This is a genomic window from Streptomyces sp. B21-105 (assembly GCF_036898465.1).
Taxonomy (GTDB): domain Bacteria; phylum Actinomycetota; class Actinomycetes; order Streptomycetales; family Streptomycetaceae; genus Streptomyces.
On record NZ_JARUMJ010000001.1, the window covers coordinates 3689003 to 3713070 of the forward strand.

General features: G+C 70.4%; 25 protein-coding genes and 1 tRNA gene. 10 read left to right on the plus strand and 16 right to left on the minus strand.

Translation table 11 applies throughout. From position 1 onward, the window contains the following. The first annotated feature begins 164 nt into the window (after positions 1–164). A tRNA-Leu gene (locus QA802_RS16580) sits at positions 165–253 on the plus strand. A gap of 54 nt (positions 254–307) precedes the next feature. Here the strand turns inward: QA802_RS16580 and rdgB are convergent. The 4 genes from rdgB to QA802_RS16600 form a co-directional block, all read right to left on the minus strand. After that, the gene (gene rdgB, locus QA802_RS16585; RefSeq protein ID WP_334523047.1) at positions 308–910 is read right to left on the minus strand and encodes an RdgB/HAM1 family non-canonical purine NTP pyrophosphatase; all 603 of its coding nucleotides are present in this window, start codon (positions 908–910) and stop codon (positions 308–310) included. A gap of 46 nt (positions 911–956) precedes the next feature. Further along, positions 957–1373, minus strand: coding sequence for a hypothetical protein (locus QA802_RS16590; protein ID WP_334523050.1), 417 nt, complete (start codon positions 1371–1373; stop codon positions 957–959). Between the two features lie 111 nt (positions 1374–1484). Continuing rightward, positions 1485–2222, minus strand: a complete 738-nt coding sequence (rph, locus tag QA802_RS16595) for a ribonuclease PH (protein ID WP_319168110.1) — start codon at positions 2220–2222, stop codon at positions 1485–1487. Positions 2223–2339: 117 nt separating this feature from the next. After that, the gene (locus QA802_RS16600; RefSeq protein WP_334523054.1) at positions 2340–2573 is read right to left on the minus strand and encodes a PTS sugar transporter subunit IIB; all 234 of its coding nucleotides are present in this window, start codon (positions 2571–2573) and stop codon (positions 2340–2342) included. A gap of 227 nt (positions 2574–2800) precedes the next feature. Here QA802_RS16600 and QA802_RS16605 point away from each other — a divergent pair, with 227 nt between their 5' ends. After that, the gene (locus tag QA802_RS16605; protein ID WP_334523057.1) at positions 2801–4099 is read left to right on the plus strand and encodes a PTS transporter subunit EIIC; all 1299 of its coding nucleotides are present in this window, start codon (positions 2801–2803) and stop codon (positions 4097–4099) included. Between the two features lie 231 nt (positions 4100–4330). Further along, positions 4331–5584, plus strand: coding sequence for a PTS transporter subunit EIIC (locus QA802_RS16610; protein WP_334523060.1), 1254 nt, complete (start codon positions 4331–4333; stop codon positions 5582–5584). Between the two features lie 97 nt (positions 5585–5681). Here the strand turns inward: QA802_RS16610 and QA802_RS16615 are convergent, their stop codons facing one another. After that, positions 5682–6434, minus strand: a complete 753-nt coding sequence (locus QA802_RS16615; protein WP_334523063.1) for an MBL fold metallo-hydrolase — start codon at positions 6432–6434, stop codon at positions 5682–5684. A 261-nt stretch (positions 6435–6695) separates the two neighbouring features. Between QA802_RS16615 and QA802_RS16620 the strand changes: the two genes are divergently transcribed. Further along, on the plus strand, positions 6696–7214 hold the full coding sequence (locus tag QA802_RS16620; protein ID WP_334523066.1) for a type II toxin-antitoxin system PemK/MazF family toxin: 519 nt from the start codon (positions 6696–6698) through the stop codon (positions 7212–7214). Positions 7215–7295: 81 nt separating this feature from the next. Here QA802_RS16620 and QA802_RS16625 read toward each other — a convergent pair whose 3' ends face one another. From QA802_RS16625 to QA802_RS16650, 6 genes are all read right to left on the minus strand, one after another. Beyond that, a complete protein-coding gene (locus QA802_RS16625; protein WP_319168105.1) occupies positions 7296–8246 on the minus strand; it encodes a PLP-dependent cysteine synthase family protein in 951 nt (316 codons plus the stop codon). 16 nt (positions 8247–8262) lie between these two features. Further along, positions 8263–8541, minus strand: a complete 279-nt coding sequence (locus QA802_RS16630; protein ID WP_319168104.1) for a MoaD/ThiS family protein — start codon at positions 8539–8541, stop codon at positions 8263–8265. A gap of 91 nt (positions 8542–8632) precedes the next feature. Beyond that, a complete protein-coding gene (locus QA802_RS16635; protein ID WP_319168103.1) occupies positions 8633–8728 on the minus strand; it encodes a putative leader peptide in 96 nt (31 codons plus the stop codon). A gap of 124 nt (positions 8729–8852) precedes the next feature. Continuing rightward, positions 8853–9884, minus strand: a complete 1032-nt coding sequence (locus tag QA802_RS16640; protein ID WP_334523071.1) for a LacI family DNA-binding transcriptional regulator — start codon at positions 9882–9884, stop codon at positions 8853–8855. Positions 9885–9947: 63 nt separating this feature from the next. Then, complete coding sequence (locus QA802_RS16645) at positions 9948–10532, minus strand: nicotinamidase (protein ID WP_319168101.1); 585 nt, start codon at positions 10530–10532, stop codon at positions 9948–9950. A gap of 214 nt (positions 10533–10746) precedes the next feature. Beyond that, positions 10747–12093, minus strand: coding sequence for a nicotinate phosphoribosyltransferase (locus tag QA802_RS16650; RefSeq protein WP_334523075.1), 1347 nt, complete (start codon positions 12091–12093; stop codon positions 10747–10749). Between the two features lie 56 nt (positions 12094–12149). On the opposite strand from QA802_RS16650, the gene clpS reads away from it, so the two are divergent. The 4 genes from clpS (at position 12150) to QA802_RS16670 (ending at position 15444) form a co-directional block, all read left to right on the plus strand. After that, positions 12150–12467, plus strand: a complete 318-nt coding sequence (clpS, locus tag QA802_RS16655; protein ID WP_057574446.1) for an ATP-dependent Clp protease adapter ClpS — start codon at positions 12150–12152, stop codon at positions 12465–12467. A gap of 11 nt (positions 12468–12478) precedes the next feature. Further along, positions 12479–13087 (plus strand): DUF2017 domain-containing protein, encoded by a 609-nt coding sequence (locus QA802_RS16660; protein ID WP_334523078.1) that lies wholly within the window; start codon positions 12479–12481, stop codon positions 13085–13087. Between the two features lie 334 nt (positions 13088–13421). Continuing rightward, the gene (locus QA802_RS16665) at positions 13422–14855 is read left to right on the plus strand and encodes an amino acid permease (protein ID WP_334523081.1); all 1434 of its coding nucleotides are present in this window, start codon (positions 13422–13424) and stop codon (positions 14853–14855) included. Between the two features lie 166 nt (positions 14856–15021). Then, entirely contained in the window at positions 15022–15444 is a 423-nt protein-coding gene (locus QA802_RS16670; RefSeq protein WP_306952033.1) for a M67 family metallopeptidase, read from the plus strand. A 27-nt stretch (positions 15445–15471) separates the two neighbouring features. Here the strand turns inward: QA802_RS16670 and QA802_RS16675 are convergent, their stop codons facing one another. After that, complete coding sequence (locus tag QA802_RS16675; protein ID WP_334523084.1) at positions 15472–15831, minus strand: hypothetical protein; 360 nt, start codon at positions 15829–15831, stop codon at positions 15472–15474. Positions 15832–16012: 181 nt separating this feature from the next. Beyond that, on the minus strand, positions 16013–18361 hold the full coding sequence (locus tag QA802_RS16680) for an immune inhibitor A domain-containing protein (RefSeq protein WP_334523087.1): 2349 nt from the start codon (positions 18359–18361) through the stop codon (positions 16013–16015). 380 nt (positions 18362–18741) lie between these two features. Here QA802_RS16680 and QA802_RS16685 point away from each other — a divergent pair, with 380 nt between their 5' ends. Next, positions 18742–19071, plus strand: coding sequence for a hypothetical protein (locus tag QA802_RS16685; protein WP_334523090.1), 330 nt, complete (start codon positions 18742–18744; stop codon positions 19069–19071). Positions 19072–19168: 97 nt separating this feature from the next. Here QA802_RS16685 and QA802_RS16690 read toward each other — a convergent pair whose 3' ends face one another. Both QA802_RS16690 and QA802_RS16695 read right to left on the minus strand, forming a co-directional pair. Further along, positions 19169–19939, minus strand: a complete 771-nt coding sequence (locus QA802_RS16690) for an RDD family protein (protein ID WP_334523092.1) — start codon at positions 19937–19939, stop codon at positions 19169–19171. Between the two features lie 151 nt (positions 19940–20090). Next, positions 20091–21689, minus strand: coding sequence for an RDD family protein (locus QA802_RS16695; RefSeq protein WP_334523095.1), 1599 nt, complete (start codon positions 21687–21689; stop codon positions 20091–20093). Positions 21690–21999: 310 nt separating this feature from the next. On the opposite strand from QA802_RS16695, the gene QA802_RS16700 reads away from it, so the two are divergent. Then, complete coding sequence (locus tag QA802_RS16700) at positions 22000–22476, plus strand: SsgA family sporulation/cell division regulator (RefSeq protein WP_319168092.1); 477 nt, start codon at positions 22000–22002, stop codon at positions 22474–22476. 45 nt (positions 22477–22521) lie between these two features. Here QA802_RS16700 and QA802_RS16705 read toward each other — a convergent pair whose 3' ends face one another. After that, complete coding sequence (locus QA802_RS16705) at positions 22522–23985, minus strand: FAD-binding oxidoreductase (protein ID WP_443042129.1); 1464 nt, start codon at positions 23983–23985, stop codon at positions 22522–22524. Positions 23986–24068: the final 83 nt, after the last annotated feature.

Sequence of the window (24068 nt, forward strand, 5' to 3'; positions counted from 1 at the left end):
GACCGACGGGAATGGACTGCACGAGAAGAACCTCGGGTATCTGTCCCCGAACTGCCACGCCTTGACGGCTTCGTGGTGCCGTCGCAAGGGCAGTGCCACTCGCCGGGTGAGACGCGAGACCCGTACACTGATGGCCGCCGGTCGAGCACGATGACCGTTTTTGAGCGGCCGTGATGGAATTTGGTCAGACATGCTGGGTTTAGGTCCCAGTGGGTTAATCATACCCGTGTGGGTTCGAGTCCCACCGGCCGCACACCTCAGAGGGGCCGCCAGACCTGGCGGCCCCTCTGCTCGCTCAGCTGCTCGCTCAGCCCAGCAACTCCCGTACCACCGGTACCAGCCCTCGGAACGCCTTGCCTCGGTGGCTGATCGCGTTCTTCTCCTCCGCCGTCAGTTGCGCGCAGGTGCGCGTCTCGCCGTCGGGCTGGAGGATCGGGTCGTAGCCGAAGCCGTTCGTGCCCTCGGGCGTGTGGCGCAGGACGCCCGTCAGGCGGCCCTCGACGACGCGTTCCGTGCCGTCCGGGAGGGCCAGGGCCGCCGCGCAGGCGAAGTGGGCGCCGCGGTGTTCGTCCGCGATGTCGGACAGTTGGGCCAGGAGGAGTTCGAGGTTGGCCTTGTCGTCGCCGTGGCGGCCGGACCAGCGGGCGGAGAAGATGCCGGGGGCGCCGTTGAGGACGTCCACGCAGAGGCCGGAGTCGTCGGCGACGGCCGGGTGGCCGGTGGCCTGGGCGAGGGCGTGGGCCTTGAGGAGGGCGTTCTCGGCGAAGGTGACGCCGGTTTCCTTGACGTCGGGGATGTCGGGGTAGGCGTCCGCGCCGACGAGGTCGTGGGGCAGGCCTGCGTCGGCGAGGATCGACCTGAGTTCGGTGATCTTTCCGGCGTTGCGGGTGGCGAGGATCAGGCGGGTCATGTCCACCAGTATCCCGGCCGCCCCGTGAGGCCGGGTGGGCCCGGTCCTACGGGGTGCAGACCTTGGTCAGTTCGCCGGCTGCGTCGGTGACGGGGCTGACGTCGGGGGTGTTGTCGCCGTTCTTGATGGCGGTGCGGACGTTCGCAACGGCTTTCTGCAGGTTGTCGACGGCTTTGTTGACGTCGGCGTTGTCCGTCTTGTCGCCTATCTTGTCGAGGTTGTTCTCGATGGAGGTCAGCGATTCCTGCGTCTGGGTCGGGTCGTTCGCGGCGTTCTCCACGGCCTGCTGGAGGTCGGTGACGCTGTCGGCGATCGAGTCGGCGGTCTGGACGCAGTCGAGGGCCTTGTTGACCGCGTCGCAGCCGGTGGCCGTCAGTCCCAGGGTGAGGGCGACGGCCGCCGTGGTGGCGGCGATGACGGTTCGGCGACGCCGGAGTGGGCGTCGGCTCGCGGCCGTGGACATAACTGTGTTCCTCCCCTTGTCAGGCCCAGGAGGCCCCCGTCGGTGTACTGGCCTAGACGCGACGGCGGGCGGACCGGTTGCCCGCGTCCGCCGCCGTTCTTGGTGTGCTCTTTACTTTGCGAGGACGGTATCAAGTGCCGTGCGCTGGAGCGCGGTCAATTCGGTGCAGCCGGAAACGGCGAGGTCGAGGAGGGAGTTGAGTTCGTCGCGGGCGAACGGCTCGGCCTCGGCGGTGCCTTGGACCTCGACGAAGCGGCCGTCTCCGGTGCAGACGACGTTCATGTCGGTCTCGGCGCGGACGTCTTCTTCGTAGCGGAGGTCGAGGAGCGGGATGCCGGCGACGATGCCGACGGAGACGGCGGACACGGTGCCGGTGAGGGGCTGGCGGCCGGCTTTGATCAGTTTCTTGCCCTGGGCCCAGGTGACGGCGTCGGCGAGGGCGACGTACGCGCCGGTGATGGCGGCGGTGCGGGTGCCGCCGTCGGCCTGGAGGACGTCGCAGTCGAGCACGATGGTGTTCTCGCCGAGGGCTTTGTAGTCGATGACGGCGCGCAGGGAGCGGCCGATGAGGCGGGAGATCTCGTGGGTGCGGCCGCCGATCTTGCCGCGGACGGATTCGCGGTCGCCTCGGGTGTTGGTGGCGCGGGGGAGCATGGAGTATTCGGCGGTGACCCAGCCTTCGCCGCTGCCTTTGCGCCAGCGGGGGACGCCTTCGGTGACGGTGGCGGTGCAGAAGACCTTGGTGTCGCCGAAGGAGACGAGGACGGAGCCTTCGGCGTGCTTGCTCCAGCCGCGTTCGATGGTGACGGGGCGGAGCTGTTCGGGGGTGCGGCCGTCGATGCGAGACATGGCGTTGAGCCTAGTGGTAGCGGGGTGGGGGCTCCGCCCGTGGTGGGTGGAGCCCCGTGGGAGCCGCTGGGTGTGGGCGCGGGGTGTGGGCGCGGGGCTCACATCATGTCGCGGGGCTCAGAACATGTCTTCGATCTCCGCTGCGATGGGGTCGGCGTCGGTGCCGATGACGACCTGGATGGCGGTGCCCATCTTGACGACGCCGTGGGCGCCTGCGGCTTTCAGGGCGGCTTCGTCGACGAGTGAGGCGTCGTGGACCTCGGTGCGCAGGCGGGTGATGCAGCCTTCGATTTCTTCGATGTTGTCGAGGCCGCCGAGTCCGGCGACGATCTTCTCAGCCTTGGTGGCCATGGTGGGTCTCCCTGAGTTCCCTGGTGCAGCGGCGTCTGTGTGGTGTCGGGCCGGGTGGTGCCGGGCCGGGTGGTGCCGGGCCGGGTGGTGTCGGGCCGTTCGGTGGCAGTAACCCACAGTCGGCCCAGCTTCGCGAGCGGTTGTGGGGTGTGTGCCGAAGGATGGCGTCACAGTATCCCCAGTCGTCCGTAGCTGGTCTACACCACCTGACAGGCGGTCGCCAAACGATGAGTGCCGAGAGCGCCGGGTCCGAGGTCAGTCCTGCGCACAGGCGCTGGCAGGGTGCGTTCCAGGGTCTGCAGAAGATGGGTCGGAGTCTGCAGTTGCCGATCGCGGTGCTGCCGGCCGCGGGCATCCTCAACCGGCTGGGTCAGCCTGATGTGTTCGGGGACGACGGGCTGGGCTGGACGGACGTGGCGAGGGTGATGGCGGGTGCGGGCGCGGCGCTGCTCGACGGTTCGCTCGGGCTTCCCTTGTTGTTCTGTGTCGGTGTGGCGATCGGGATGGCGAAGAAGTCGGACGGTTCGACGGCGCTGGCGGCGGTGGCGGGTTTCCTCGTTTATTACAACGTGTTGCGGCAGTTTCCGGAGGACTGTGGGCCGGGTTCGAAGGTGATTGTGAACATCGGTTGTCAGGCGACGGACAACACGGTGGGGGCGTTCACGTATCAGAATCCGGGGGTGTTCGGCGGGATCGTGATGGGGTTGCTGACGGCGTTCTTCTGGCAGCGGTACCACCGGACGAAGCTGGTGGACTGGCTGGGTTTCTTCAATGGGCGTCGGTTGGTGCCGATCATCATGGCGTTCGTGGCGATCGCGTTCGCAGCGTTGTGTCTGTGGGTGTGGCCGCCGATCGGTGACGCTCTGGAGAGTTTCAGCGACTGGTTGGACGGGCTGGACGCGTGGGGTGCGGGGATCTTCGGTGTGGCGAACCGGGCGTTGCTGGTGATCGGGTTGCATCAGTTCCTGAACGTGCCCATCTGGTTCCAGTTCGGGAGTTTCACGAAGCCGGACGGTTCGGTGGTGCACGGTGACATCAACATGTTCCTGGCGGGCGACCCGGACGCGGGGCAGTTCACCTCGGGTTTCTTTCCGATCATGATGTTCGCGTTGCCGGCGGCGGCGCTGGCGATCACGCATTGTGCGAGGCCGGACCGCCGTAAGGAGGTCGGGGGGTTGATGTTGTCGGTGGCGTTGACGTCGTTCGTGACGGGCATCACCGAGCCGATCGAGTACTCGTTCCTGTTCGTCGCGCCGTTGTTGTTTGCGGTGCATGCGGTGTTGACGGGTGTGTCGATGGCGGTGACGTGGGGGTTGGGTGTGCATGACGGGTTCAGTTTCTCGGCGGGGTTGATCGATTACGTCATCAACTGGAACCTGGCTACGCGGCCGTGGGGGATCGTCCCGATCGGGCTGTGTTTCGCGGTCGTCTATTACGTGATCTTCCGGTTCGCGATCACGAGGTTCGATCTGAAGACGCCGGGGCGGGAGCCGGAGGAGGAGCGGGAGGATGTCACGAAGGCCTGAGGGAGGTCCGGCGGACGCTGTTCGTCCGTCGCGTAGTGGTCGCAGGGCCCTCGGAACTCGGTTCCGGGGGTCTTTTCGTGTGCTCGGCGGGTGTCGGGGGAAGGTCCGGGATCGGGCACGGGGCGTAGTTCGTCGGTTGCTGGTTTGACGGGTTCCTTATCTCGCCTTCACCGTGCTACAACATGGTCTACACCACTGAGTGGTGTAGACCATCACCGATGGAGGACGTCTATGAGCACCGCCACCGCGCCCACGGCGGCCCCCGCGAAGAAGTGGGGATCCGGCCTGTTCCAAGGCCTGCAGAAGGTCGGCCGCAGCCTGCAGCTGCCCATCGCCGTGCTGCCGGCGGCGGGCATCATGGTCCGGCTCGGCCAGGATGACATCTTCGGCAAGGACGGCCTCGGCTGGGACAAGGTCGCCTCCGTCTTCAACGCCGCGGGCGGAGCCATCACGGGCAGCCTGCCGATGCTGTTCTGTATAGGCGTGGCCATCGGCTTCGCCAAGAAGTCGGACGGCTCCACGGCGCTGGCGGCGCTGGTCGGCTTCCTGGTCTACAGCAAGGTGCTCGAGGCGTTCCCCCTCACCGAGGAGCACATCGAGAAAGGCCAGATCGTCGCGGCCTCGTACAACAACCCCGGTGTTCTGGGCGGCATCATCATGGGGCTGCTGTCGGCCCTGATGTGGCAGCGTTTCCACCGCACGAAGCTCGTGGACTGGCTCGGCTTCTTCAACGGCCGCCGTCTGGTGCCGATCCTGATGGCCTTCGTCGGGGCCCTGGTCGGTGTCTTCTTCTCGCTGGTGTGGGAGCCCATCGGTGACGGCATCACCCACTTCGGCGAGTGGATGACGGGCCTCGGAGCCGTCGGCTCGGCCCTGTTCGGCCTGGTCAACCGCGCCCTCATTCCGATCGGCATGCACCAGTTCGTGAACACCGTCGCGTGGTTCCAGCTCGGTGACTTCACGGACGCGGCCGGTCAGGTCTTCACTGGCGACTACAACCGCTTCCTGCACGGCGACCCGTCGGCCGGTATGTTCATGTCCGGCTTCTTCCCGATCATGATGTTCGGTCTTCCGGCGGCGGCCATCGCGATGGCGCACTGTGCCCGCCCCGAGCGCCGCAAGGCCGTGATGGGCATGATGATCTCGCTGGCGCTGACGTCCTTCGTCACGGGTGTGACCGAGCCGATCGAGTTCTCGTTCATGTTCATCGCCCCGCTCCTGTACGTCATCCACGCGGTGCTGACCGCGATCTCGATGGCCGTCACGTGGGGACTGGGGGTCCACGCCGGCTTCAACTTCTCGGCCGGCTTCCTCGACTACGCGCTGAACTGGAATCTCGCCACCAAACCGTGGCTCATCATCCCGATCGGCCTGGTCTTCGGGGCGATCTACTACTCGGTCTTCCGCTTCGCCATCATCAAGTGGAACCTCCCCACCCCGGGCCGGGAGCCCGAGGAGGAGGTCGAGGACCTCACGAAGGCGTAGGCGGAGACCCCGTCCACGGACACGGATACGGACACGCGCACGCGAAGACCCCCGGAGCCCTGAACTGCTCCGGGGGTCTTCGTCTGCGTGCGGGGTCTCAGATCTGGTACGTCTGGCGCGGTGCGGCCAGTGCCACCGGGCCGTCGAAGACCGCGCGGGCGTCCTCGAGGTTGACCTGGGGGTCGGTCCACGGCGGGATGTGGGTCAGCACGAGCTTGCGCGCGCCCGCCCGGGCTGCCGTCTCGCCGGCCTCGCGGCCGTTGAGGTGCAGGTCGGGGATGTTCTCCTTGCCGTGGGTGAAGGCGGCCTCGCAGAGGAACAGGTCCGTGTCGCGGGCGAGTTCCAGCAGGGCGGGGCTGACGCCGGTGTCGCCGGAGTACGTCAGTGATCTGCCGCCGTGTTCGATGCGGATGCCGTACGCCTCCACGGGGTGGGCGACGCGTTCCGTGTGCACGGTGAAGGGGCCGATGTCGAAGGTGGACGGCTTGACCGTGTGGAAGTCGAAGACCTCGCTCATGGAGGAGGCCGAGGGGGTGTCGGCGTAGGCGGTGGTCAGGCGGTGCTCGGTGCCTTCGGGGCCGTAGACCGGGATGGGGTCGCAGCGCCCGCCGTCGTGACGGTAGTAGCGTGCGACGAAGTACGCGCACATGTCGATGCAGTGGTCGGCGTGCAGGTGGCTCAGGAAGATCGCGTCGAGGTCGTAGAGACCGCAGTGGCGCTGCAGCTCGCCCAGGGCGCCGTTGCCCATGTCGAGAAGCAGCCGGAAGCCGTCGGCCTCGACGAGGTAGCTCGAGCAGGCCGATTCCACGGAAGGGAACGACCCCGAGCAGCCGACGACGGTGAGCTTCATAAAGCAGAAACCTCCGCTGGCGGGTAACCGGGAAGGGTCCGGGAGGGGACCGTGAACGAATGATCGTCACATGGGGCGACGGGGGTCGTGCGGTTCGTCGAGCGTAAGGCGCAAAACCCCGGGTCGCTCCTCCGCCAGGGGCCGTTGTGGGCGAACTCACCTGTGCTGTCACCGGTTCGGCTGGACCGGGGGCGTGCGGGGTGTCGGAGGGAGCTTGCGATGGTGGTCGCGCGCTGGTGGGGCCGCCGGTAACGTCGTCGCATGGACACGTCCTGGTGGCTCGCGCTCGCGGCGGTGGTACTGCTGGCGCTCGTCGCCGCGCTCGTGGACGGCTGGGGTCGCGGGCGGCGTCCGCGGGGCGGCGGGAGGCGGCCGCCCGGTCGGCCGAAGCGTCCGGTGGCGGGACGGCCGGCGCGGGGGCGTGATCGGGCGGGGCGGCCGCAGCCGGCGGAGATCTGGTGGGCGAACGTGCCGTTCGAGGACGCGCAGCGGTCGCGGGCGGGCGGGGGCGCTGCGCGCGACGGACGGGCCAAGGACCGGCCGTGTCTGGTGCTGGCGGTGCGCGGTGACCGGGTGACCGTCGCGAAGATCACCAGTAAGTACCGGGACGATCGGCCCGGGGTGATCCGGTTGCCGCCGGGGGCCGTCGGGGACGCGCAGGGGCGGCCGAGTTTTCTGGAGACGGAGGAGTTGCGTCAGGTCCCGGTGCGGGAGTTCCGGCGCCGGGTGGGGGTGGTGGACCCGGCCCTGTGGGACCAGGTCCGTCATCTGACCGCCTGAGGCCTGCCCACCGTCCGGATCCGGCTACCTCGTCCTCTGGCTGTCCGGGTCCCCTTCTGCGTCCGGGTCCCGGTCCGCGGGCTATGCCCAGAGCTGGCCCTGGAGGGTCTCGATCGCCTCCTCCGTGGTGGCCGCGGTGTAGACGCCCGTCGACAGGTACTTCCAGCCGCCGTCCGCCACGACGAACGCGATGTCGGCGCTCTCCCCCGCCTTCAGCGCCTTGACGCCGACGCCGATCGCGGCGTGCAGGGCGGCGCCGGTGGAGACGCCGGCGAAGATGCCCTCCTGCTGGAGGAGTTCCCGGGTGCGGGTGACGGCGTCGGCCGAGCCGACGGAGAAGCGGGTGGTGAGGACGGAGGCGTCGTACAGCTCGGGTACGAAGCCCTCGTCGAGGTTGCGCAGGCCGTAGACGAGGTCGTCGTAGCGCGGTTCGGCGGCGACGATCTTGACGTCGGGCTTGTTCTCGCGGAGGAACCGGCCGACGCCCATCAGTGTGCCCGTCGTGCCGAGGCCGGCGACGAAGTGGGTGATGGAGGGGAGGTCGGCGAGGATCTCGGGGCCGGTGGTGGCGTAGTGGGCGCCGGCGTTGTCGGGGTTGCCGTACTGGTAGAGCATCACCCAGTCGGGATGCTCGGCGGCGAGTTCCTTCGCGACGCGGACGGCGGTGTTGGAGCCGCCGGCGGCCGGGGAGGAGATGATCTCGGCGCCCCACATGGCGAGCAGGTCGCGGCGTTCCTGCGAGGTGTTCTCGGGCATCACGCAGACGATGCGGTAGCCCTTGAGCTTGGCCGCCATGGCGAGGGAGATGCCGGTGTTGCCGCTGGTGGGCTCGAGGATGGTGCAGCCGGGGGTGAGGCGGCCGTCCTTCTCGGCCTGTTCGACCATGTGCAGGGCGGGGCGGTCCTTGACGGAGCCGGTGGGGTTGCGGTCCTCGAGCTTCGCCCAGATGCGGACGTCGGCGGACGGCGAGAGCCGCGGCAGGCGCACCAGAGGGGTGTTGCCCACCGCGGCCAGCGGGGAGTCGTAGCGCATGGGGTACGGCGGCCGATCAGGCCATGCCGCCGGCGACGGCCGGCAGGATGGTCACGGTGTCGCCGTCGGTCAGCTTGGTGTCGATGCCGTCGACGAAGCGGACGTCCTCGTCGTTGAGGTACACGTTGACGAAGCGGCGCAGCTTGCCGTCGTCCACGATGCGGGCGTGGATGCCCGTGTGCCGGGTCTCGAGGTCGGTGAACAGCGCGGCGAGGGTGTCACCGTTTCCCTCCACCGCCTTCTGACCGTCGGTGTACTGGCGGAGGATGGTGGGGATGCGGACCTCGATGGCCATGGCTGAGGGCTCCTGTCGGAAGGTGTGGGCAGCGCGGATGCGTACGTGCGAGTAGGACGCCGCGGCTCACGGCCGGGCGGCAGGGCCGGCGTCAACAGATGGCGCTGGCGAGCCTGCACAGGTCGACGTGCAGCCGCGCCACGAGCAGTGTGCCCGGCGTCTTGTCGCTCACGTCGTTCAGAACCATGGGCTCATCGTATCGATTCCCGGTCCGCCTCCTGGAAGGTGATCCCACATGATGGACGAGTTGTGGCCGCTGGCTGAGATGCACTGCTCAGGGGGCGGTGGCAGCGGCAGTGGCAGCGGTGCGGCTAGGCGGAGGCGCGGCGTACCAGGCGGGTGGGGACGATGGCCGACCGGGGGCGGGGGGATCCCGCTTCGCTGCGTATGAGCAGTCGGGCGAGGAGTGCGCCCATTCCGGGGACGTCCTGGTGGACGGTGGTGAGGGGTGGGTCGGTGGCCTCGGCGATGGCGGTGAGGTCGTCGAAGCCGACGACGGCGACGTCTGCGGGGACGCGGCGTCCGCGTTCGCGCAGGGTGGTGAGGGCGCCGGCGGCCATGAGGTCGGAGGCGACGAAGACGGCGTCCAGGTCGGGGTGGCGGTCGAGCAGCGCGGCCATGGCGTCGGCGCCGCCCTGGCGGGTGTAGTCGGCGCGTTCGACGAGGGTGGCGGGGGCGTGGGGCAGTACGTCGTGGTAGCCGGCGAGGCGGTCGGCGGCGGAGGTCTCCTGGTCGTGGGGACCGGCGACGGTGGCGATCCGTTCGCGTCCGAGGGCGGTGAGGTGTCGTACGGCCAGGCGGGCGCCGCCGCGGTTGTCGCCGTCGACGTAGGCGTGGCTGCGCACGGTGTCGCCCTCGTGCAGGAGTGGGCGGCCGCCGAAGACGGCGGGCAGGCCGAGGCGGGCGGTCATCTCGTGCAGGCGGTCGCCGGGGCGCAGGGAGAACAGGATGGCGCCGTCGACATGGCCGCCGCCGAGGTAGTCGGCGACGCGTGGGTAGTCGTCGGGTTCGTCGACGAACAGCAGGACGGCCTGGGCGCCGTGCTGGGCGAGCTCGCGGCGGACGCCGCGCAGCAGGAGGTCGAAGAAGGGGTCGAGGAAGAGGCGGTTCTCGGGTTGGGCGGCGACCACGGCGATGGTGCCGGTGCGGTGGGTGACGAGTTGCCGGGCGGCCTGGTTGGGGATGTAGCCCAGTTCGGTGACGACGCGCCGGACCCGGTCGACGACCTCCGCCCGCACCGGGGTCTGCCCGTTGATCACCCGTGAGACGGTCGACCTCGAGACTCCTGACTGTCGGGCGACGTCTTCGAGTGTGGGGCGCCTTACGTGCGTGGGTTGCGTCAACACCGTCTCCTCGGGGGCAAGTTGGGTGCACCTTGCGGAAACGTTAACCGGCTTGCGGGCGGATCAGACGACAGGTTTTCCGGTCAGCTCCACGCCTGCGGCGCGCATTTCCGCCAGGGCGCGGTCGGTGGTGTCCTCGGCCACGCCGGCGGTGAGGGAGAGCAGGACCTGGGTGCGGAAGCCCGCGCGGGCGGCGTCCAGGGCGGTGGCCCGCACGCAGTGGTCGGTGGCGATGCCGACGACGTCGACTTCGTCGATCTGGCGGTCGCGCAGCCAGTCGCCGAGGCTGACGCCGTTCTCGTCGGTGCCCTCGAAGCCGCTGTAGGCGGCGGCGTAGTCGCCTTTGGAGAAGACGGCGTCGACGGCGCCGGAGGCGACGGCGGGGGCGAAGTTGGGGTGGAAGCCGACGCCTTCGGTGCCGGCGACGCAGTGTGCGGGCCAGGAGTGGACGTAGTCGGGGTTGTCGGCGAAGTGGCCGCCCGGTGCGATGTGGTGGTCGCGGGTGGCGATGACGTGGCGGTATCCGGCGGGGGCCTGGCCGATGAGTTCGGTGATGGCGGCGGCCACGTCGGCGCCGCCGGTCACCGCGAGGCTGCCTCCTTCGCAGAAGTCGTTCTGCACGTCTACGACGATCAAGGCGCGGCGCATGGGCGGTGTCCTTCGGTGGGGGTCCTCCGGTTCTTGCGAGCCGGGGAGGGTGAAGTAATTGAGCCTAGAGACTTTGCCGGCGGTACGGGAGGGGGGCGGGCCGGGGGCGACGGGGTCGTGGGCAGGGTCGGGCGGGACCCGGTGGGCTCGGGCCCGGTGGGCTCGGGCCCGGTGGGCTCGGGCCCGGTGGGCTCGCGTCCGTCGGGCTCAGGCCCTAGTTACCCGACGGGGCGTGTACATACTCCGTGGGGATGACGGGTTCGCCGCGGGAGAGCTGGGTGGCGGACAGGGGCAGTCCGGCGCGGGCGGCCGTGTGGCGGTCGCGGACGGTGTCGAGGGGCTCGCGGGTGAGGACCTCGCCGGCCCTGACGAGGTCGACGAGGAGCTGTCGTCCGGCCAGCTCGGCGGGGACGTCTCCGGTGCCGATGACCTCGGCTTCGGCGACGCCATGCGGGTCGAGGCGGCGGGCGGCCCACTTGCGGCCGCCGATGGAGGTCTTTCCGCCGGTCGTTTTCTTCGCGACGGGGACCAGCGGTGCGGCCGGGTCGTCGGACTCGGCGCGGGCGACGAGCTTGTAGACCATGGAGGCCGTGGGGTGTCCGGAGCCGGTGACGAGCTGGGTGCCGACCCCGTAGGCGTCGACGGGGGCGGCGGCGAGGGAGGCGATGGCGTATTCGTCGAGGTCGGAGGTGACGATGATGCGGGTGTGGGTGGCGCCGAGGTCGTCGAGCTGCCGGCGTACCCGGTGGGCGACGAGGAGGAGGTCGCCGGAGTCGATGCGGACGGCGCCGAGCTCGGGTCCGGCGATCTCGACGGCGGTGCGGACGGCTTCGGCGACGTCGTAGGTGTCCACGAGGAGGGTGGTGCCGCGGCCGAGGGAGTCGATCTGGGCCTGGAATGCGTCCCGCTCGGTGTCGTGCAGGAGGGTGAAGGCGTGGGCGCTGGTGCCGACGGTGGGGATGCCGTAGCGGAAGCCGGCGGCGAGGTCGGAGGTGGTGGTGAAGCCGCCGATGTAGGCGGAGCGGGCGGCGGCGACGGCGGCGAGTTCGTGGGTGCGGCGGGCGCCCATCTCGACGAGGGGGCGCTCGCCCGCGGCGGAGGACATACGGGAGGCCGCGGCGGCGATCGCGGAGTCGTGGTTGAGGATGGAGAGGATGACGGTCTCGAGGAGGACGCATTCGGCGAAGGTGCCCTCGACGCGCAGGATCGGCGAGCCGGGGAAGTAGACCTCGCCCTCGGGGTAGCCGCTGATGTCACCCGAGAAGCGGTATCCGGCGAGCCGGTCGAGGGTCGCCGCGTCGACGATGTCGCGTTCGCTCAGGAAGCCGAGGACGTCGTCGTCGAAGCGGAAGTTCTCCACCGCGTCCAGGACGCGGCCGGTGCCGGCGACGACGCCGTAGCGTCGGCCTTCGGGCAGGCGGCGGGTGAATACCTCGAACACGCTGCGGCGTTCGGCGGTGCCCGCCTTCAACGCGGCCTGCAGCATCGTCAGCTCGTACTGGTCCGTGAAGAGCGCCGTCGACGGGACTCGCACCGGCAGCCCAAGGTCCGCTGTGTTCATGACGAGGATGCTACCCCCTTTTCGTCGGTGTGACGATTTCGGTGCGGCGTGGCAGCATGGGCCTTGTGACGTCACCCGCTCCCCTTGAGATCGAACGCACCGAGTCGGCGGAGGAGGTCTTCGCCGTACCCGAGCCGGACGTCCCCTGGGTCACGATCGTGCACAACGACCCGGTCAACCTCATGAGCTATGTGACGTACGTCTTCCAGGCGTACTTCGGCTACTCGAAGGACAAGGCCACCAAGCTCATGCTCGACGTCCACCACAAGGGCCGGGCGGTCGTCTCCAGCGGTTCCCGCGAGGAGATGGAACGCGACGTGCAGGCCATGCACGGGTACGGCCTGTGGGCCACCCTCCAGCAGGACCGGAAGTAGCCTCCCCTCATATGCCTGGACACTTCGAACCGCTCCCCGGCGGCGGCGCGGCCGTCGCGCTCGACGACGTCGAGATCTCCATCATCCGGTCGCTGGCCGTGCAGCTCCTGGAGCTGATCGGCCCGGGCCCCGCCGAGGACGCCCCCGACGACCCGCTCGCCGAGCTCTTCGCCGAGGGGCCGAGCGAGCCGCCCGCCGATCCCGTGCTCCGGCGGCTGTTCCCGGACGCCTACACCGACCCGGAGGCGACACCGGGCCCCCGGGAGGCGGACGAGCAGAAGGCGCACTCCGCCGAGTTCCGCCGCTACACGGAGAACGACCTGCGGGCCGGCAAGCGGGAGAACGCCCTCACCGTGATCCGCTCGCTGGACGCGCTGGCCTCCGAGGCGGCCGCCGGGGGCGGGGCGGTGCTGAAGCTGACGCCGCAGGAGTCCCAGCAGTGGCTGCGGGCGCTCAACGACCTGCGGCTGGCGATCGGCTCCCGGCTGGAGATCACCGCCGAGGAGGACACCGACCTTCTCTACCGGCTGCCGGACGAGGACCCGCGCAAGCCGATGGTGATGGCGTACCTGTGGCTGGGCGGGCTCCAGGAGACCCTGGTGACCACCCTGATGCCGTAACCGTTTCGCGTCGGTTCGCCCGTGTTTCCCGTTCACTCAGAGGACGCTCAAATCCGGATAACGATCGCGTCAACGTGACGGCCGGGAGTGTCCTCTTTGTGTCACGTTCATCCGCTTCTTCTGGTGTCGTGCGCCACACGGCCCTCCGCTGATCGATATTGCGGGCGTGATAGATCTTCACGACCGCCCGGCGAACACCACCCGTATGTTCCGCCGGGTGCGCCACCGAGCCGGTTGACCGCCGGCCAGGCACCGCTCCATCAGTCCGGGGGGATCGAAACCGATCCGAGGCCGACGAGAGGCCCGGATCGGCATGGAGAAAGGCGCACCACACATGTCCTCCGAGAAGGTCACTGACACCGCCGTCACTGACACTCCCGAAGAGGGGTACGAACGCGGACTCGGCAGCCGCCAGGTCCAGATGATCGCCATCGGCGGCGCCATCGGCGTCGGCCTCTTCCTGACCGCCGGGGCGAACATCGCCAAGGCCGGTCCCAGTCTCATCGTGATGTACGCCCTCGCCGGCGTGATCGTCTTCTTCATCATGCGGGCGCTCGGCGAGCTGCTGCTGTACCGCCCGGTGTCGGGCTCGTTCGCGGAGTACTCCCGCGAGTTCATCGGCCCGTTCTTCGGGTACTTCACCGGCTGGACGTACTGGCTGATGTGGGTCGTCACCGGCATGGCCGAGCTGACCGCCGCCGCGATCTACGTCCAGTTCTGGTTCCCGGCCGTCCCCCGGTGGGTCACGGCCCTGGTCTTCCTGGTGATCCTCTTCGGCGTGAACCTGATCTCCGTGAAGGTGTTCGGAGAGCTCGAGTTCTGGTTCTCGATGGTCAAGGTCACCGCGCTGATCGGGATGATCGTCATCGGTCTGGGCGTCCTCACCTTCGGCTTCAGCTCGGCCGGCGACACCGCCGCCGTCTCCAACCTGTGGGCCTTCGACGGCTTCTTCCCCAAGGGCGTCGGCTCGTCCCTGATGACCCTCCAGGGCGTCATGTTCGCCTACCTCGCGGTCGAGCTGGTCGGCGTGACCGCCGGTGAGTCGGAGAACCCGGAGAAGACCCTCCCGAAGGCGATCAACACGCTGCCGTGGCGGATCGCGCTGTTCTACGTCGGCGCGCTCACCGTCATCCTGTGCGTGGTGAAGTGGACCGAGTTCACCGCCGGGGCCTCCCCGTTCGTCGTGGCCTTCGCGAAGATCGGCATCCCGGCGGGCGCGGGCATCGTCAACTTCGTCGTGCTGACGGCCGCGCTGTCCTCCTGCAACTCCGGCATGTACTCGACCGGGCGGATGCTGCGCAACCTGGCCGACAGCGGCGAGGCCCCGGTGGTCTTCCGCAAGCTGTCCGCGTCCAAGGCGCCGGCCTTCGGCATCACGGTCTCGGTGCTCTTCATGGGCATCGGCGTGATCCTGAACTACGTCGTGCCGGAGAAGGCCTTCGGCTACGTCACCTCCGTCGCCACCGCGGCCGGCATCTGGACCTGGCTGATGATCCTGATCAGCCACGTCCGGTACCGCCGCGCGGTGGTCGCGGGCCGGCTGCCCGCGTCCAGCTTCCCGGCCCCGGGCGGCTCCGCGTTCAGCTGGGTGGCCATCGTGTTCCTGCTCTTCGTCACCGGCCTGATCGCGTACGACGCCGACTCGCGCGTCTGTCTGTACGTGATGGCGGGCTGGGCGGCCGCCCTCGGCCTCGGCTGGGCGGTCCTGAAGAACCGCAACCCGCAGATCACCGACCGCCGCGAGCCGGAGTTCGAGAAGGTCGGCTGACCGCCGGACGGACGCCGGACGGACGCCGGACGGACGCCGGACGGGCGTTGCGCCGCAGGGAGCTCTCGTGGCGTCCCCTGCGGCGGGACGCCCGGGCGGTCCGCGATGTGGGCCGTTCCGTACCACTCCTCGGTACGGAACGGCCCCTTTGCTTATCCTGGCGACCATGCTGACCATCACCCAGGACCTGCACGACCGGATCGTCGCCCACGCGCGCAAGGACCACCCCGACGAGGCGTGCGGCGTGGTCGCGGGCCCGGCGGGCACGGACCGCCCCGAGCGCTTCGTCCCGATGCTGAACGCGGCCATGTCCCCCACGTTCTACGAGTTCGACTCGGGCGACCTGCTCAAGCTGTACCGCGAGATGGACGACCGCGACGAGGAGCCGGTGGTCATCTACCACTCGCACACCGCGACCGAGGCCCACCCCTCCCGCACCGACATCTCCTACGCCAACGAGCCCGGCGCGCACTACGTCCTGGTCTCCACCGCCGACACCGACGGCCTCGGCGAGTTCCAGTTCCGCTCGTTCCGCATCGTGGACGGCGTGGTCACGGAAGAGGACGTGCGGGTGGTGGAGGCGTACTGATCCGCTCCGGGAGCGCCGGCCGGGGCCCTACGCCGCCGCGGAGTCGCGCAGGGCGCGGACGGGGCGCCACAGCTGGGGGCCCGCGGGGCCGCCGCCGGCGACGGGGACACCGTTGTCAGGGGTGGTGCGCCAGACCAGGCCGTCGGGGTGGTGCAGGACGGCCGTGATCTCGTCCGGGGTGGGGGGCGCCGCGTTGCCGCGCAGGTAGACCGCCCGCAGACCCAGGTTGCGGAGCCGGGTCAGAGCCCGTGCGCGGTTGTGGGCGTGGACGAGGAAGCGGACGTCCGTGGAGGGGCCCGGGAGGCCCTCCCGGGCGGCGGGGCGGGGCAGGTTCAAGGCCACCACGACCATGCCGTCGGGCAGCTTGCAGAAGCCTCCTGCGGCCATGCGGTCACACCCCCGTGCGCGTCGTTATCGGCATGGGCGCCGGAGGCGGCGCCGATGCGCTGGTCAGAGTCGGTGTCGGTACCGGTGTCAATAAGAGAAGCACAGGAGGCACCTAAACACGATCGGCGGCAACCCGCCAGGGGGTTGCCGCCGATACGCGTCTGACCTGCGAAGACGTCGACTACTTCGCCGAGGGTCCGACCTGCAGGCTGATCGTCGAGCCGTCCGACGGCTCCTTGACGATCTTGATGCGGGTGTTGGTGTCAGTGATCTTCACGCCCGCGAGCGGGGTCTTCGCGTCCCAGTACGTGGACGTGCCGTCGTCGAAGACCGGGATGCCGATCCGCGACTTGACCTTGGTCGCGACGCCCGCCTTGTGCAGCGTGAACGCGTCGGTCGCGGCGCGGGTGAAGGTCGAGTCGAAGGACTGGATCCTGCTGTTCATGTACGTGCCGTCGGCCCACTTCATCGGCGTCGGGTGCGAGTCGACGGGCAGGATCAGGCCCGTGCCGTTGTGCTGGCTGGTGTTGTCGTCCACCTGCGAGGTGTCCCACTTCCAGATCAGCAGACCGTTCTGGTACGGGTAGTGCTCGACCCAGGACGGACGGGACGTCGTGAAGCCGAAGTTGTACGGGCCGACCTTGAGGGTCTTGTCGTACGACGTGTACTGGCGGTTCTCCGCGATGTAGTACTGCGGGTAGTCGTCCGTGATGGACGCGCCGATGCGGGAGAACCCGTTCGCCGTCCACGCGGTGTCCTCGGACTCGGCGTCGTCGGAGAAGACGGTCGCGCCGTCCGCGGTCACCGTGATCCCGTCGGCCGCGAAGCCCTTGAGGGCCACGCCGCCGTCGCTCTGGTAGCGGAAGCGCAGGTCGACCTTCTTGCCCGCGTAGGCGTCCAGCGAGTACGTCAGCTTCTGGTAGGCCGCGACCGAGCCGGTGAGGGCGGGCTTGCCGCTGCCGTCACGGGTGATGGCGCTGCCGTCGGCCAGCTTGCCGTCGATCGGCGTCCAGTTGGCGCCGCCGTCGGTGGACACCTCGGTGTAGAGGTAGTCGTAGTCGGCCTCGATGTCCCACCAGCCGTCGAGGGTGAGGCTCGCGGCGGACCTGCCGGTCAGGTCGACCGGACGGGACAGGGAGTTGCGCAGGTCGTTGCCGCTGCCGCTCCACCACTGGGACTTGCCCTGCGCCGGGGCGACCACCTCGGTGGTGACGGTCTTGTCCGGCAGCTGGACGATGAGGGCCTGCGGGTTCTTGGTGTTGTACTCCGCGACGCCCAGCGTGTGGTTGGACTTCTTGCCGGCCGTGGCGACGTCGTAGTCGAGCCAGCCCAGCTGCAGCTTGTCCCAGGCGTTCATGTCGCCGGGCAGGTCGCCGATGGTGTCCTTGCCGGTGCCCAGCCAGGAACCGGAGGACATCAGCGTCCAGAAGCCGGTGGAGTTCTCGCCGCCGCCGGAGGTGTCGTACTCGTCCGGCAGGCCGAGGTCGTGGCCGTACTCGTGCGCGTAGACGCCGAGGCCGCCGTTCTCCGGCTGGATGGTGTAGTCGCCGACCCAGATGCCGGTGTCGCCGACCTGGGCGCCGCCGAGCTTGTTGGTGTCCGGGCCGGTGGAGCCGGCGTCGGTGCCGAAGGCGTACCAGCGGTGGGCCCAGATGGCGTCCTCGCCCTGCGCGCCGCCGCCCGCGGACTCGTCCTCGCCGGCGTGCACGATCTGGAAGTGGTCGATGTAGCCGTCGGGCTCGTTGAAGTCGCCGTCGCCGTCGAAGTCGTAGCGGTCCCACTGGTCGAACTCGGCCAGCTCCGCCTTGATCTGGGCGGCGGAGGCGCCTGCCGCCTCGCGCTCGGCGACCCAGGCGTTGACGCCGTCCTGGACCGCGTACCAGGCGCCGGTCGTGGCGTCGTTGTGGCCGTACCGGGCCTCGTTGTAGGGGACCTTGACCCAGTCGGTCACCTCGCCCTCGACCGAGTAGCGGCCCGAGGACTGCTTCTCGTAGTACTTCTTGAGCGACTCGGTGTTCTTGCCTTCGCCGAAGTACAGGTCCTGGAAGTGCTTCTGGTCGTAGTCCGCCTGCCAGGCGGTGGAGTTGTCCTGCTTGCGGTCCGGCTTGGCTATCTGGTTGTGCAGCGGGCCGGGCGTGCCGCCGTAGCGGCTGTCGACCTGGTCGCCGAACTCGACGAGGATCGTGAAGATCTTGTCGGTCTTCTCGCGGCCGAGTTCGACGAACTTGCTGTCGCCCTTCTTGCTCTTGAGCTGGACGACCTTCGAACCGTCGCGGTTCTTGACCGACGTCCGGCCGGCTATGACCTCCTTGAGCGCCTCCTCGCGCTGTGCCTCCTGCGTCTTGCTGAGCGGCCCGTCGAAGTCGTGCGTACGGGCCTTGGCCGGTTGCGGGTCGTGCCGGCCCGCTGCCGGGGACTGCGCCGGGTTCTCGGCTGCCTGTGCCACGGCGAACGTCGTGAACGTCGCCGTGGCCGCCGCGAGTGCGACGACCGTGGCGGCCGTGCGGAACGTCCAGGATCTACTGGTCACTTGATGTCCTCCCACGCACGCGTCCGCGCGCGGTACGGGGGATTCCTGTCAAGGAAAGTCCGCGCGCTGTTATACGCGTGTAGTCAAGTGACGCCATTTGACTACTGGTTAAGAAGAAAAGACAGACCTTGACTTGGACAGGTCAAGTGCACTATCAGGAGCCGCTGTTCGCATTGCGGACATGTGACGGTTTCTCGGCACACTCCCCGCAAGGAGCGGGCCGGTCCGGGCGCGCGGGACAGTCCACCTGGTGGACGTCATGACTCCGTGCGCCCCCTGTGCTCCGGCACCGTGGGTTAGGTCACGCTTACCGCTCGTTCCGCTCGGGCATGCAGCCGAATAGAGTCGAGACCGCCCCCGCTCCCGAGGACACGATTGCCATGCCTCGTCCGACAGTCGCACAGCTCACGTACGGTTCCTGCACCGTCATCCTCTCGACGCTCGCCATGCTGCTGCTGTCGCAGACCAGTTCGGGCCCCGGGATCGCCGTCGTCGTCGTCGCCGCGGTCGCCCTCGGCGTGCTCGTCGCCATGACGGTGCCGACGGCGAAGCCCCGGCGGGCCCCCGTCGCCCGCTCCACGGCGAACCGGCCCGCGCCCGTCATGGTCTCCGCGCCCACGCCCACGCCCGGTACCAGGCCGGCGACGCTGCCCGTCCCGGCCTCGGTCGCCTCGACACCCGAGCCCGTCCGGGAGCCCACCGCCCCCTGACCCGCACACACCAGCACGACGAAGGGCCCGCGTTCCGACTGCGGGTCCTTTCGTCGTGCCGTCGTGCCGCCTGCGGTCGCTGCCCGGTGGCTGCGCGTCAACCGGTGGCGACCACCACCGTCTTGGCCGCCTTGTCGTGCAGACCCTGCTTGTAGGGCTTGTCGAAGTAGCTCCAGCCGCCGCAGACCGCCGTCCACAGACAGGCGCAGCAGAACGCGAACGGCACCCACAGCACCAGGGCGCGCACCAGGGACGTCTGTGCGGAGGGCGTCGAGCCGTTGTCGAGGTTGGCCACCCGCATGCCGAGCCACCTCTTGCCGAGCGTCTGCCCCGTCCTGGCGGTGAGGACCGTGTCGTACGCGACGTACAGGATCGCGGCGACGAGCTCCCGTCCGAAGGTCTTGCCGAACTCGATCCGGTCCGCGTCCACGGTGTACTGCGCCACCCCGAAGGCCCACGCCAGCAGCGACACCACGGCGAAGACGAGGATCATGTCGATGATCCGGGCCAACGTGCGCCGGCCGCTGTCCGCGAGCGGGGGCATCCCGGCGAGCGGGTCCGCGGGGTAGCCGCCGTAGGGGTCGCCCCCGGCACCGCCGTAGGGGCCTCCGCCGGCACCCCCGTAAGGGCCTCCGCCGAAAGGACCGCCGCCGTGGGGACCGCTGCCGTAGGGGCCGCCGTCGTGGGAGCCGCCGTCGCCGGGCGTGCCCGAGTGCGGGTCCTGCGGGGCGTCGTACGGCGAGCCCTGGCCCTGGCCGTACGGGGGCAGCCCCTGATCGTGCGGGGGCTGCTGCGGCGGCCGCTTCCTGAGCGGGTCGTCCTCCGGCGGCTCGCCGCCGCCGGGGCCGGGAGGCGGTTCGTTGGTCATGCCCCCGAGTCGACCGCGAACCCCCCGGCTCCGCATCCGGCGAGCGGCCGTCCGGGGGTACGGTCCACCGGGGTGCCGGGGTGCCGGGGTGCCGGGGTGCCGGGGTGCCGGGGTGCCGGGGTGCCGGGGTGCCGGGGTGCCGGGGTGCCGGTCAGCCGGCGACGAACGTGTGTGCCGCCTTGTCGTGCCAGCACTGGCGCCACGGCCTGTCGAACAGCCCCCACAGGACGCCCACCACGCCGACGGCGAGCAGGCCGGGCACGCTGTAGACCAGCCAGCGGCGCAGGGCCGCCCCGTAGGACGGGGGCTCGCCGCCCTCGATGTCGCGCACCTGGAGACCGAACAGCTTTTTGCCCAGCGTGCGGCCCCACTTGGCGGTCGGCAGCGCCTCGTAGAGAATCCCGAACACCAGCAGGACGGCGAGGACGATCCCCAGGTACACCGACGTCGTGCCGTCCAGCAGCCAGACGGTGACGGTCTCTCCGCTCAGCTTGGCCGCGTCGATCTTCTCGTCGACGTGGTCGAGGGCGCGCACGCCGAGCGGCAGGGCGGCGCCGGCGGTGACGGCCGCGAGGACGAGCGTGTCCAGGAGGCGGGCGGCCAGCCGCTTGCCCAGGCCCGCGGGACGAGCCTCGGCCTGACGCCGGGCGGCGGCCTGGAAGACGTCGTCGACCGGCGGCCTCCAGGGTGTGACGGGGCCGTCCTCGGCGCCGGTGAGCCGGTGCACCTGCTGCGCCCAGGAGGGCTGGCCGCCCCCGGACCCCGCGGCCATCGGGGCGGCGGGGCCGCCCGGGCCGGCGGCCTGGTGAGGCACGCCCGACGCGGGCTGCTGGGCAGGGGCGGGGGCGGGCATCCGTGCGACGGGTGAACCGGCGGGCTGAGCCGCGGAGGACGCCGAGGGGGCGGACGGGAAACCGGGGTTCTGCGCGGGCGGGATCTGCGCGGGCCCCTGCGGAGCCTGGACGCCCGGTCCCTGCGGAGCCTGGACGCCCGCTCCCGGTGCGGCCGACGCCCGGTCGGCCGCCGCCTTGCCCGCCCCGAATCCGGGGGGCGCGGGGGCGTTGGCGGCGGGCGCGGTCGTCGGGCCCTGGGCGGCGGGCGGGTACTGACCGTCGGGGACGCCCGTGCGCTGGGCCGGCGGGCCGAAGGTGACGGTGCCCCGGTCGGGGGTGTGGCCGGCGGGAGCGGAGGGGGCAGGGACGGCCGGCCCCGCTCCCCCGCCGCCCGCGGTCGGCCGGCGAAAGACGAACGTGCCTCCGGAGACCACGTCCCCGGCGCCCGCGCCAGCGCCCTCACCGGACTCCGGCTGCGCGGGCGGGATCGTCGTCATACCGTCGGTGCTCGTCGCGGCGCCCTCGGGCTGTGCCTGAGCGGGCGAGGGCACCCTCGGGTCGGCGGCCGGCGGGGCGCCCCAGGAGACCCGGCGGTCCTGGTCGCCGCCGAAGCCGGACTGGTGGGAGCGGTCGGCGCCCCACGCGGAGGCCGGCTCGGGGTGGCCGCCGTACGGGTTCACCGGGGCGGGACCGGCCGGCGCGGGGTCCTCGTCGAAGAAGTGCGGGCCGGTCTCCTCGACCGGGGCGGGCGCGCCGGACGGAGCCGTGAGCGGGCGGCCGTCGGACGGCGCCGGCCGGCTGGTGCCCGGTACCCACGCGGAACCGTTCCAGTACCGGACGTATCCAGGGATGGAGGGGTCCGGGTAATACCCCTCGCGGGGCCTGTCGTCGCCGGGTGCCGGGGTTGGGGCGCTCATGTCCGTCGTCCCGTATCTGCTCGGGGGTGGGTTGGGGGGCTCCACATCTATCAGACGGACGCAAGCCCCACCGCCAGTCCTGTCGGACCCGCCCCTTTCCGGGCAACCCCGTGCACGCTCTTCACACGTTCGGAACCGTGCGCAGAGGACTCTGAGGGTCCAGGGACCGGGCCGGTCCGGGAAATCCGCCGAAAGAATTTCCGCAGACCCGCGTAATGGTTGCGGCGCTGTCCGCTCTCCACTCGTACGAGCCCGCTCACGGGCACGCCCACGGGCCGCGAACGGGGTCCGTCGACGAGAGGAGAACGACATGCAGCACACCGTGGTGGAGCGCGAGCTGGAACTCAGACTTATCCTGTCGCCGGAGCGCGCCGTGCGGGTGCCGGCCCGGCTCGTCTACCGCAGCGACGACCCGTTCGCCGTGCACGTGACCTTCCACACCGACTCCGCGCACCCGGTGGGCTGGACGTTCGCCCGCGAGCTGCTGGTGGAGGGCGTGTTCCGGCCGTGCGGGTACGGGGACGTACGGGTGTGGCCGACGAAGTCGGCAGGGCGCGCCGTGGTGCTGATGGCGCTGAGCTCGCCCGACGGGGATGCCCTGCTGGAGGCGTCGGCGGCGCAGGTCTCGGCCTGGCTGGAGCGGACACTGCGGGTGGTGCCCCCGGGTACCGAGGGCGACCGGCTCGGCATCGACGACGGGCTGGCCGAGCTGCTCGCCCCGACGCCCGCGGACGATCTGTGGCTGAGCGACCCGTGGCCGTCGGACGAGTCCCGGGACGGTGAGTGAGCCGCCCCGGCGGGAGCCGGGGCGCTCGCCACAGCGTGCCCGGTCTCAGAACAGCTTGCCCGGGTTGAGGATGCCCAGGGGGTCGAAGGCCGCTTTGACGGCGCGCTGCATCTCGACGCCCACCGGGCCGATCTCGCGGGCCAGCCACTCCTTCTTGAGCACGCCGACGCCGTGCTCGCCGGTGATGGTGCCGCCGAGTTCGAGGCCGAGGCCCATGATCTCGTCGAAGGACGCGCGGGCGCGCCGGCACTCGTCGGGGTCCGCCGCGTCGAAGCAGACCGTGGGGTGGGTGTTGCCGTCTCCGGCGTGGGCGACGACCCCGATGGTCAGCCCGTGTCCGCGCGCGATGCGTTCGACGCCCTCGATCAGCTCGCCGAGTCTGGAGCGGGGCACGCACACGTCGTCGATCATCGTCGTGCCCTTGACGGCCTCCAGCGCGACGAGCGAGGACCGCCGTGCCTGGAGCAGGAGTTCTGACTCGGCGGCGTCGTCGGCGGGGACCACCCGGACGGCGCCGGCCGTCTCACAGAGCGCGCCGACGGCGGCGAGGTCGGCGGCCGGGTCGGGGGTGTCGAAGGCCGCGAGCAGCAGGGCCTCGGTGGTCTCCGGCAGGCCCATGCGGGTCAGGGCGTTGACGGCGCGGACGGTTGTGCGGTCCATCAGTTCGAGGAGGGACGGCACGTGTCCGCCCGCCATGATCCGGCACACCGCGTCGCAGGCGGCGGCGCCCGAGTCGAACTCGGCCGCCAGCACCAGCTGCTGCGGCGGCCGCGGCCGCAGCGCCAGGACGGCCCGCACGACGACGCCCAGCGAGCCCTCGGAGCCGACGAACAGGCGGGTGAGGTCGTACCCGGCGACGCCCTTCGCGGTGCGGCGGCCGGTGGACATCAGCCGTCCGTCGGCGAGCACCACGTCGAGTCCGAGGACGTACTCGGCCGTCACCCCGTACTTCACACAGCACAGGCCGCCCGAGGCAGTCCCGATGTTGCCGCCGATCGTGCACGTCTCCCAGCTGGACGGGTCGGGCGGGTAGTACAGGCCGTGCTCGCCCACGGCACGGGAGAGGGCCGCGTTGACGACGCCGGGTTCGACGACGGCGATCCGGTCGACCGGGTTGATCTCGAGGATGCGGTCCATCCGGATCAGGGAGAGGACGATGCAGCCGTCGGAGGCGTTGGCGCCCCCGGACAGGCCGGTGCGGGCGCCCTGTGGGACGACCGGGACGCGCAGTTCGCTCGCCGTGCGCAGCACGTGCTGCACCTCTTCGACGGTGCGCGGCAGCACGACCACGGCCGGGGCGCCGGCCGGGCAGAAGCTCGCCATGTCGTTGGCGTAGGAGGCCGTGACGTCGGGATCGGTGAGAACGGACTCGGCGGGCAGGCCGTCACGCAGCCGGTCGAGCAGGTCGCCGGTCGGTGCGGTGTCGTGCGCCGGTGCGGTGTTCCGCGTGGGTGCGGTGTTGCGCGAGGGTGCGGTGTCGTCTTCGGGTGGTGTTTCCCAACGGCCCATGATCACAGGTTCGCACCCGGGGGCCATCGGTGTGAACCCCCGTCCGGGGAGCCTCAGGCTGACGTCGCACGGTCGTCGTACTG

Coding starts and splice junctions, on each gene's coding strand:
- rdgB (WP_334523047.1), bottom strand. CDS start 910: ATGACCCGCCTGATCCTCGCCACCCGCAACGCCGGAAAGATCACCGAA.
- QA802_RS16590 (WP_334523050.1), bottom strand. CDS start 1,373: ATGTCCACGGCCGCGAGCCGACGCCCACTCCGGCGTCGCCGAACCGTC.
- rph (WP_319168110.1), bottom strand. CDS start 2,222: ATGTCTCGCATCGACGGCCGCACCCCCGAACAGCTCCGCCCCGTCACC.
- QA802_RS16600 (WP_334523054.1), bottom strand. CDS start 2,573: ATGGCCACCAAGGCTGAGAAGATCGTCGCCGGACTCGGCGGCCTCGAC.
- QA802_RS16605 (WP_334523057.1), top strand. CDS start 2,801: ATGAGTGCCGAGAGCGCCGGGTCCGAGGTCAGTCCTGCGCACAGGCGC.
- QA802_RS16610 (WP_334523060.1), top strand. CDS start 4,331: ATGAGCACCGCCACCGCGCCCACGGCGGCCCCCGCGAAGAAGTGGGGA.
- QA802_RS16615 (WP_334523063.1), bottom strand. CDS start 6,434: ATGAAGCTCACCGTCGTCGGCTGCTCGGGGTCGTTCCCTTCCGTGGAA.
- QA802_RS16620 (WP_334523066.1), top strand. CDS start 6,696: ATGGACACGTCCTGGTGGCTCGCGCTCGCGGCGGTGGTACTGCTGGCG.
- QA802_RS16625 (WP_319168105.1), bottom strand. CDS start 8,246: ATGCGCTACGACTCCCCGCTGGCCGCGGTGGGCAACACCCCTCTGGTG.
- QA802_RS16630 (WP_319168104.1), bottom strand. CDS start 8,541: ATGGCCATCGAGGTCCGCATCCCCACCATCCTCCGCCAGTACACCGAC.
- QA802_RS16635 (WP_319168103.1), bottom strand. CDS start 8,728: ATGGTTCTGAACGACGTGAGCGACAAGACGCCGGGCACACTGCTCGTG.
- QA802_RS16645 (WP_319168101.1), bottom strand. CDS start 10,532: ATGCGCCGCGCCTTGATCGTCGTAGACGTGCAGAACGACTTCTGCGAA.
- QA802_RS16650 (WP_334523075.1), bottom strand. CDS start 12,093: ATGAACACAGCGGACCTTGGGCTGCCGGTGCGAGTCCCGTCGACGGCG.
- clpS (WP_057574446.1), top strand. CDS start 12,150: ATGGGCCTTGTGACGTCACCCGCTCCCCTTGAGATCGAACGCACCGAG.
- QA802_RS16660 (WP_334523078.1), top strand. CDS start 12,479: ATGCCTGGACACTTCGAACCGCTCCCCGGCGGCGGCGCGGCCGTCGCG.
- QA802_RS16665 (WP_334523081.1), top strand. CDS start 13,422: ATGTCCTCCGAGAAGGTCACTGACACCGCCGTCACTGACACTCCCGAA.
- QA802_RS16670 (WP_306952033.1), top strand. CDS start 15,022: ATGCTGACCATCACCCAGGACCTGCACGACCGGATCGTCGCCCACGCG.
- QA802_RS16675 (WP_334523084.1), bottom strand. CDS start 15,831: ATGGCCGCAGGAGGCTTCTGCAAGCTGCCCGACGGCATGGTCGTGGTG.
- QA802_RS16685 (WP_334523090.1), top strand. CDS start 18,742: ATGCCTCGTCCGACAGTCGCACAGCTCACGTACGGTTCCTGCACCGTC.
- QA802_RS16690 (WP_334523092.1), bottom strand. CDS start 19,939: ATGACCAACGAACCGCCTCCCGGCCCCGGCGGCGGCGAGCCGCCGGAG.
- QA802_RS16695 (WP_334523095.1), bottom strand. CDS start 21,689: ATGAGCGCCCCAACCCCGGCACCCGGCGACGACAGGCCCCGCGAGGGG.
- QA802_RS16700 (WP_319168092.1), top strand. CDS start 22,000: ATGCAGCACACCGTGGTGGAGCGCGAGCTGGAACTCAGACTTATCCTG.
- QA802_RS16705 (WP_443042129.1), bottom strand. CDS start 23,985: ATGGGCCGTTGGGAAACACCACCCGAAGACGACACCGCACCCTCGCGC.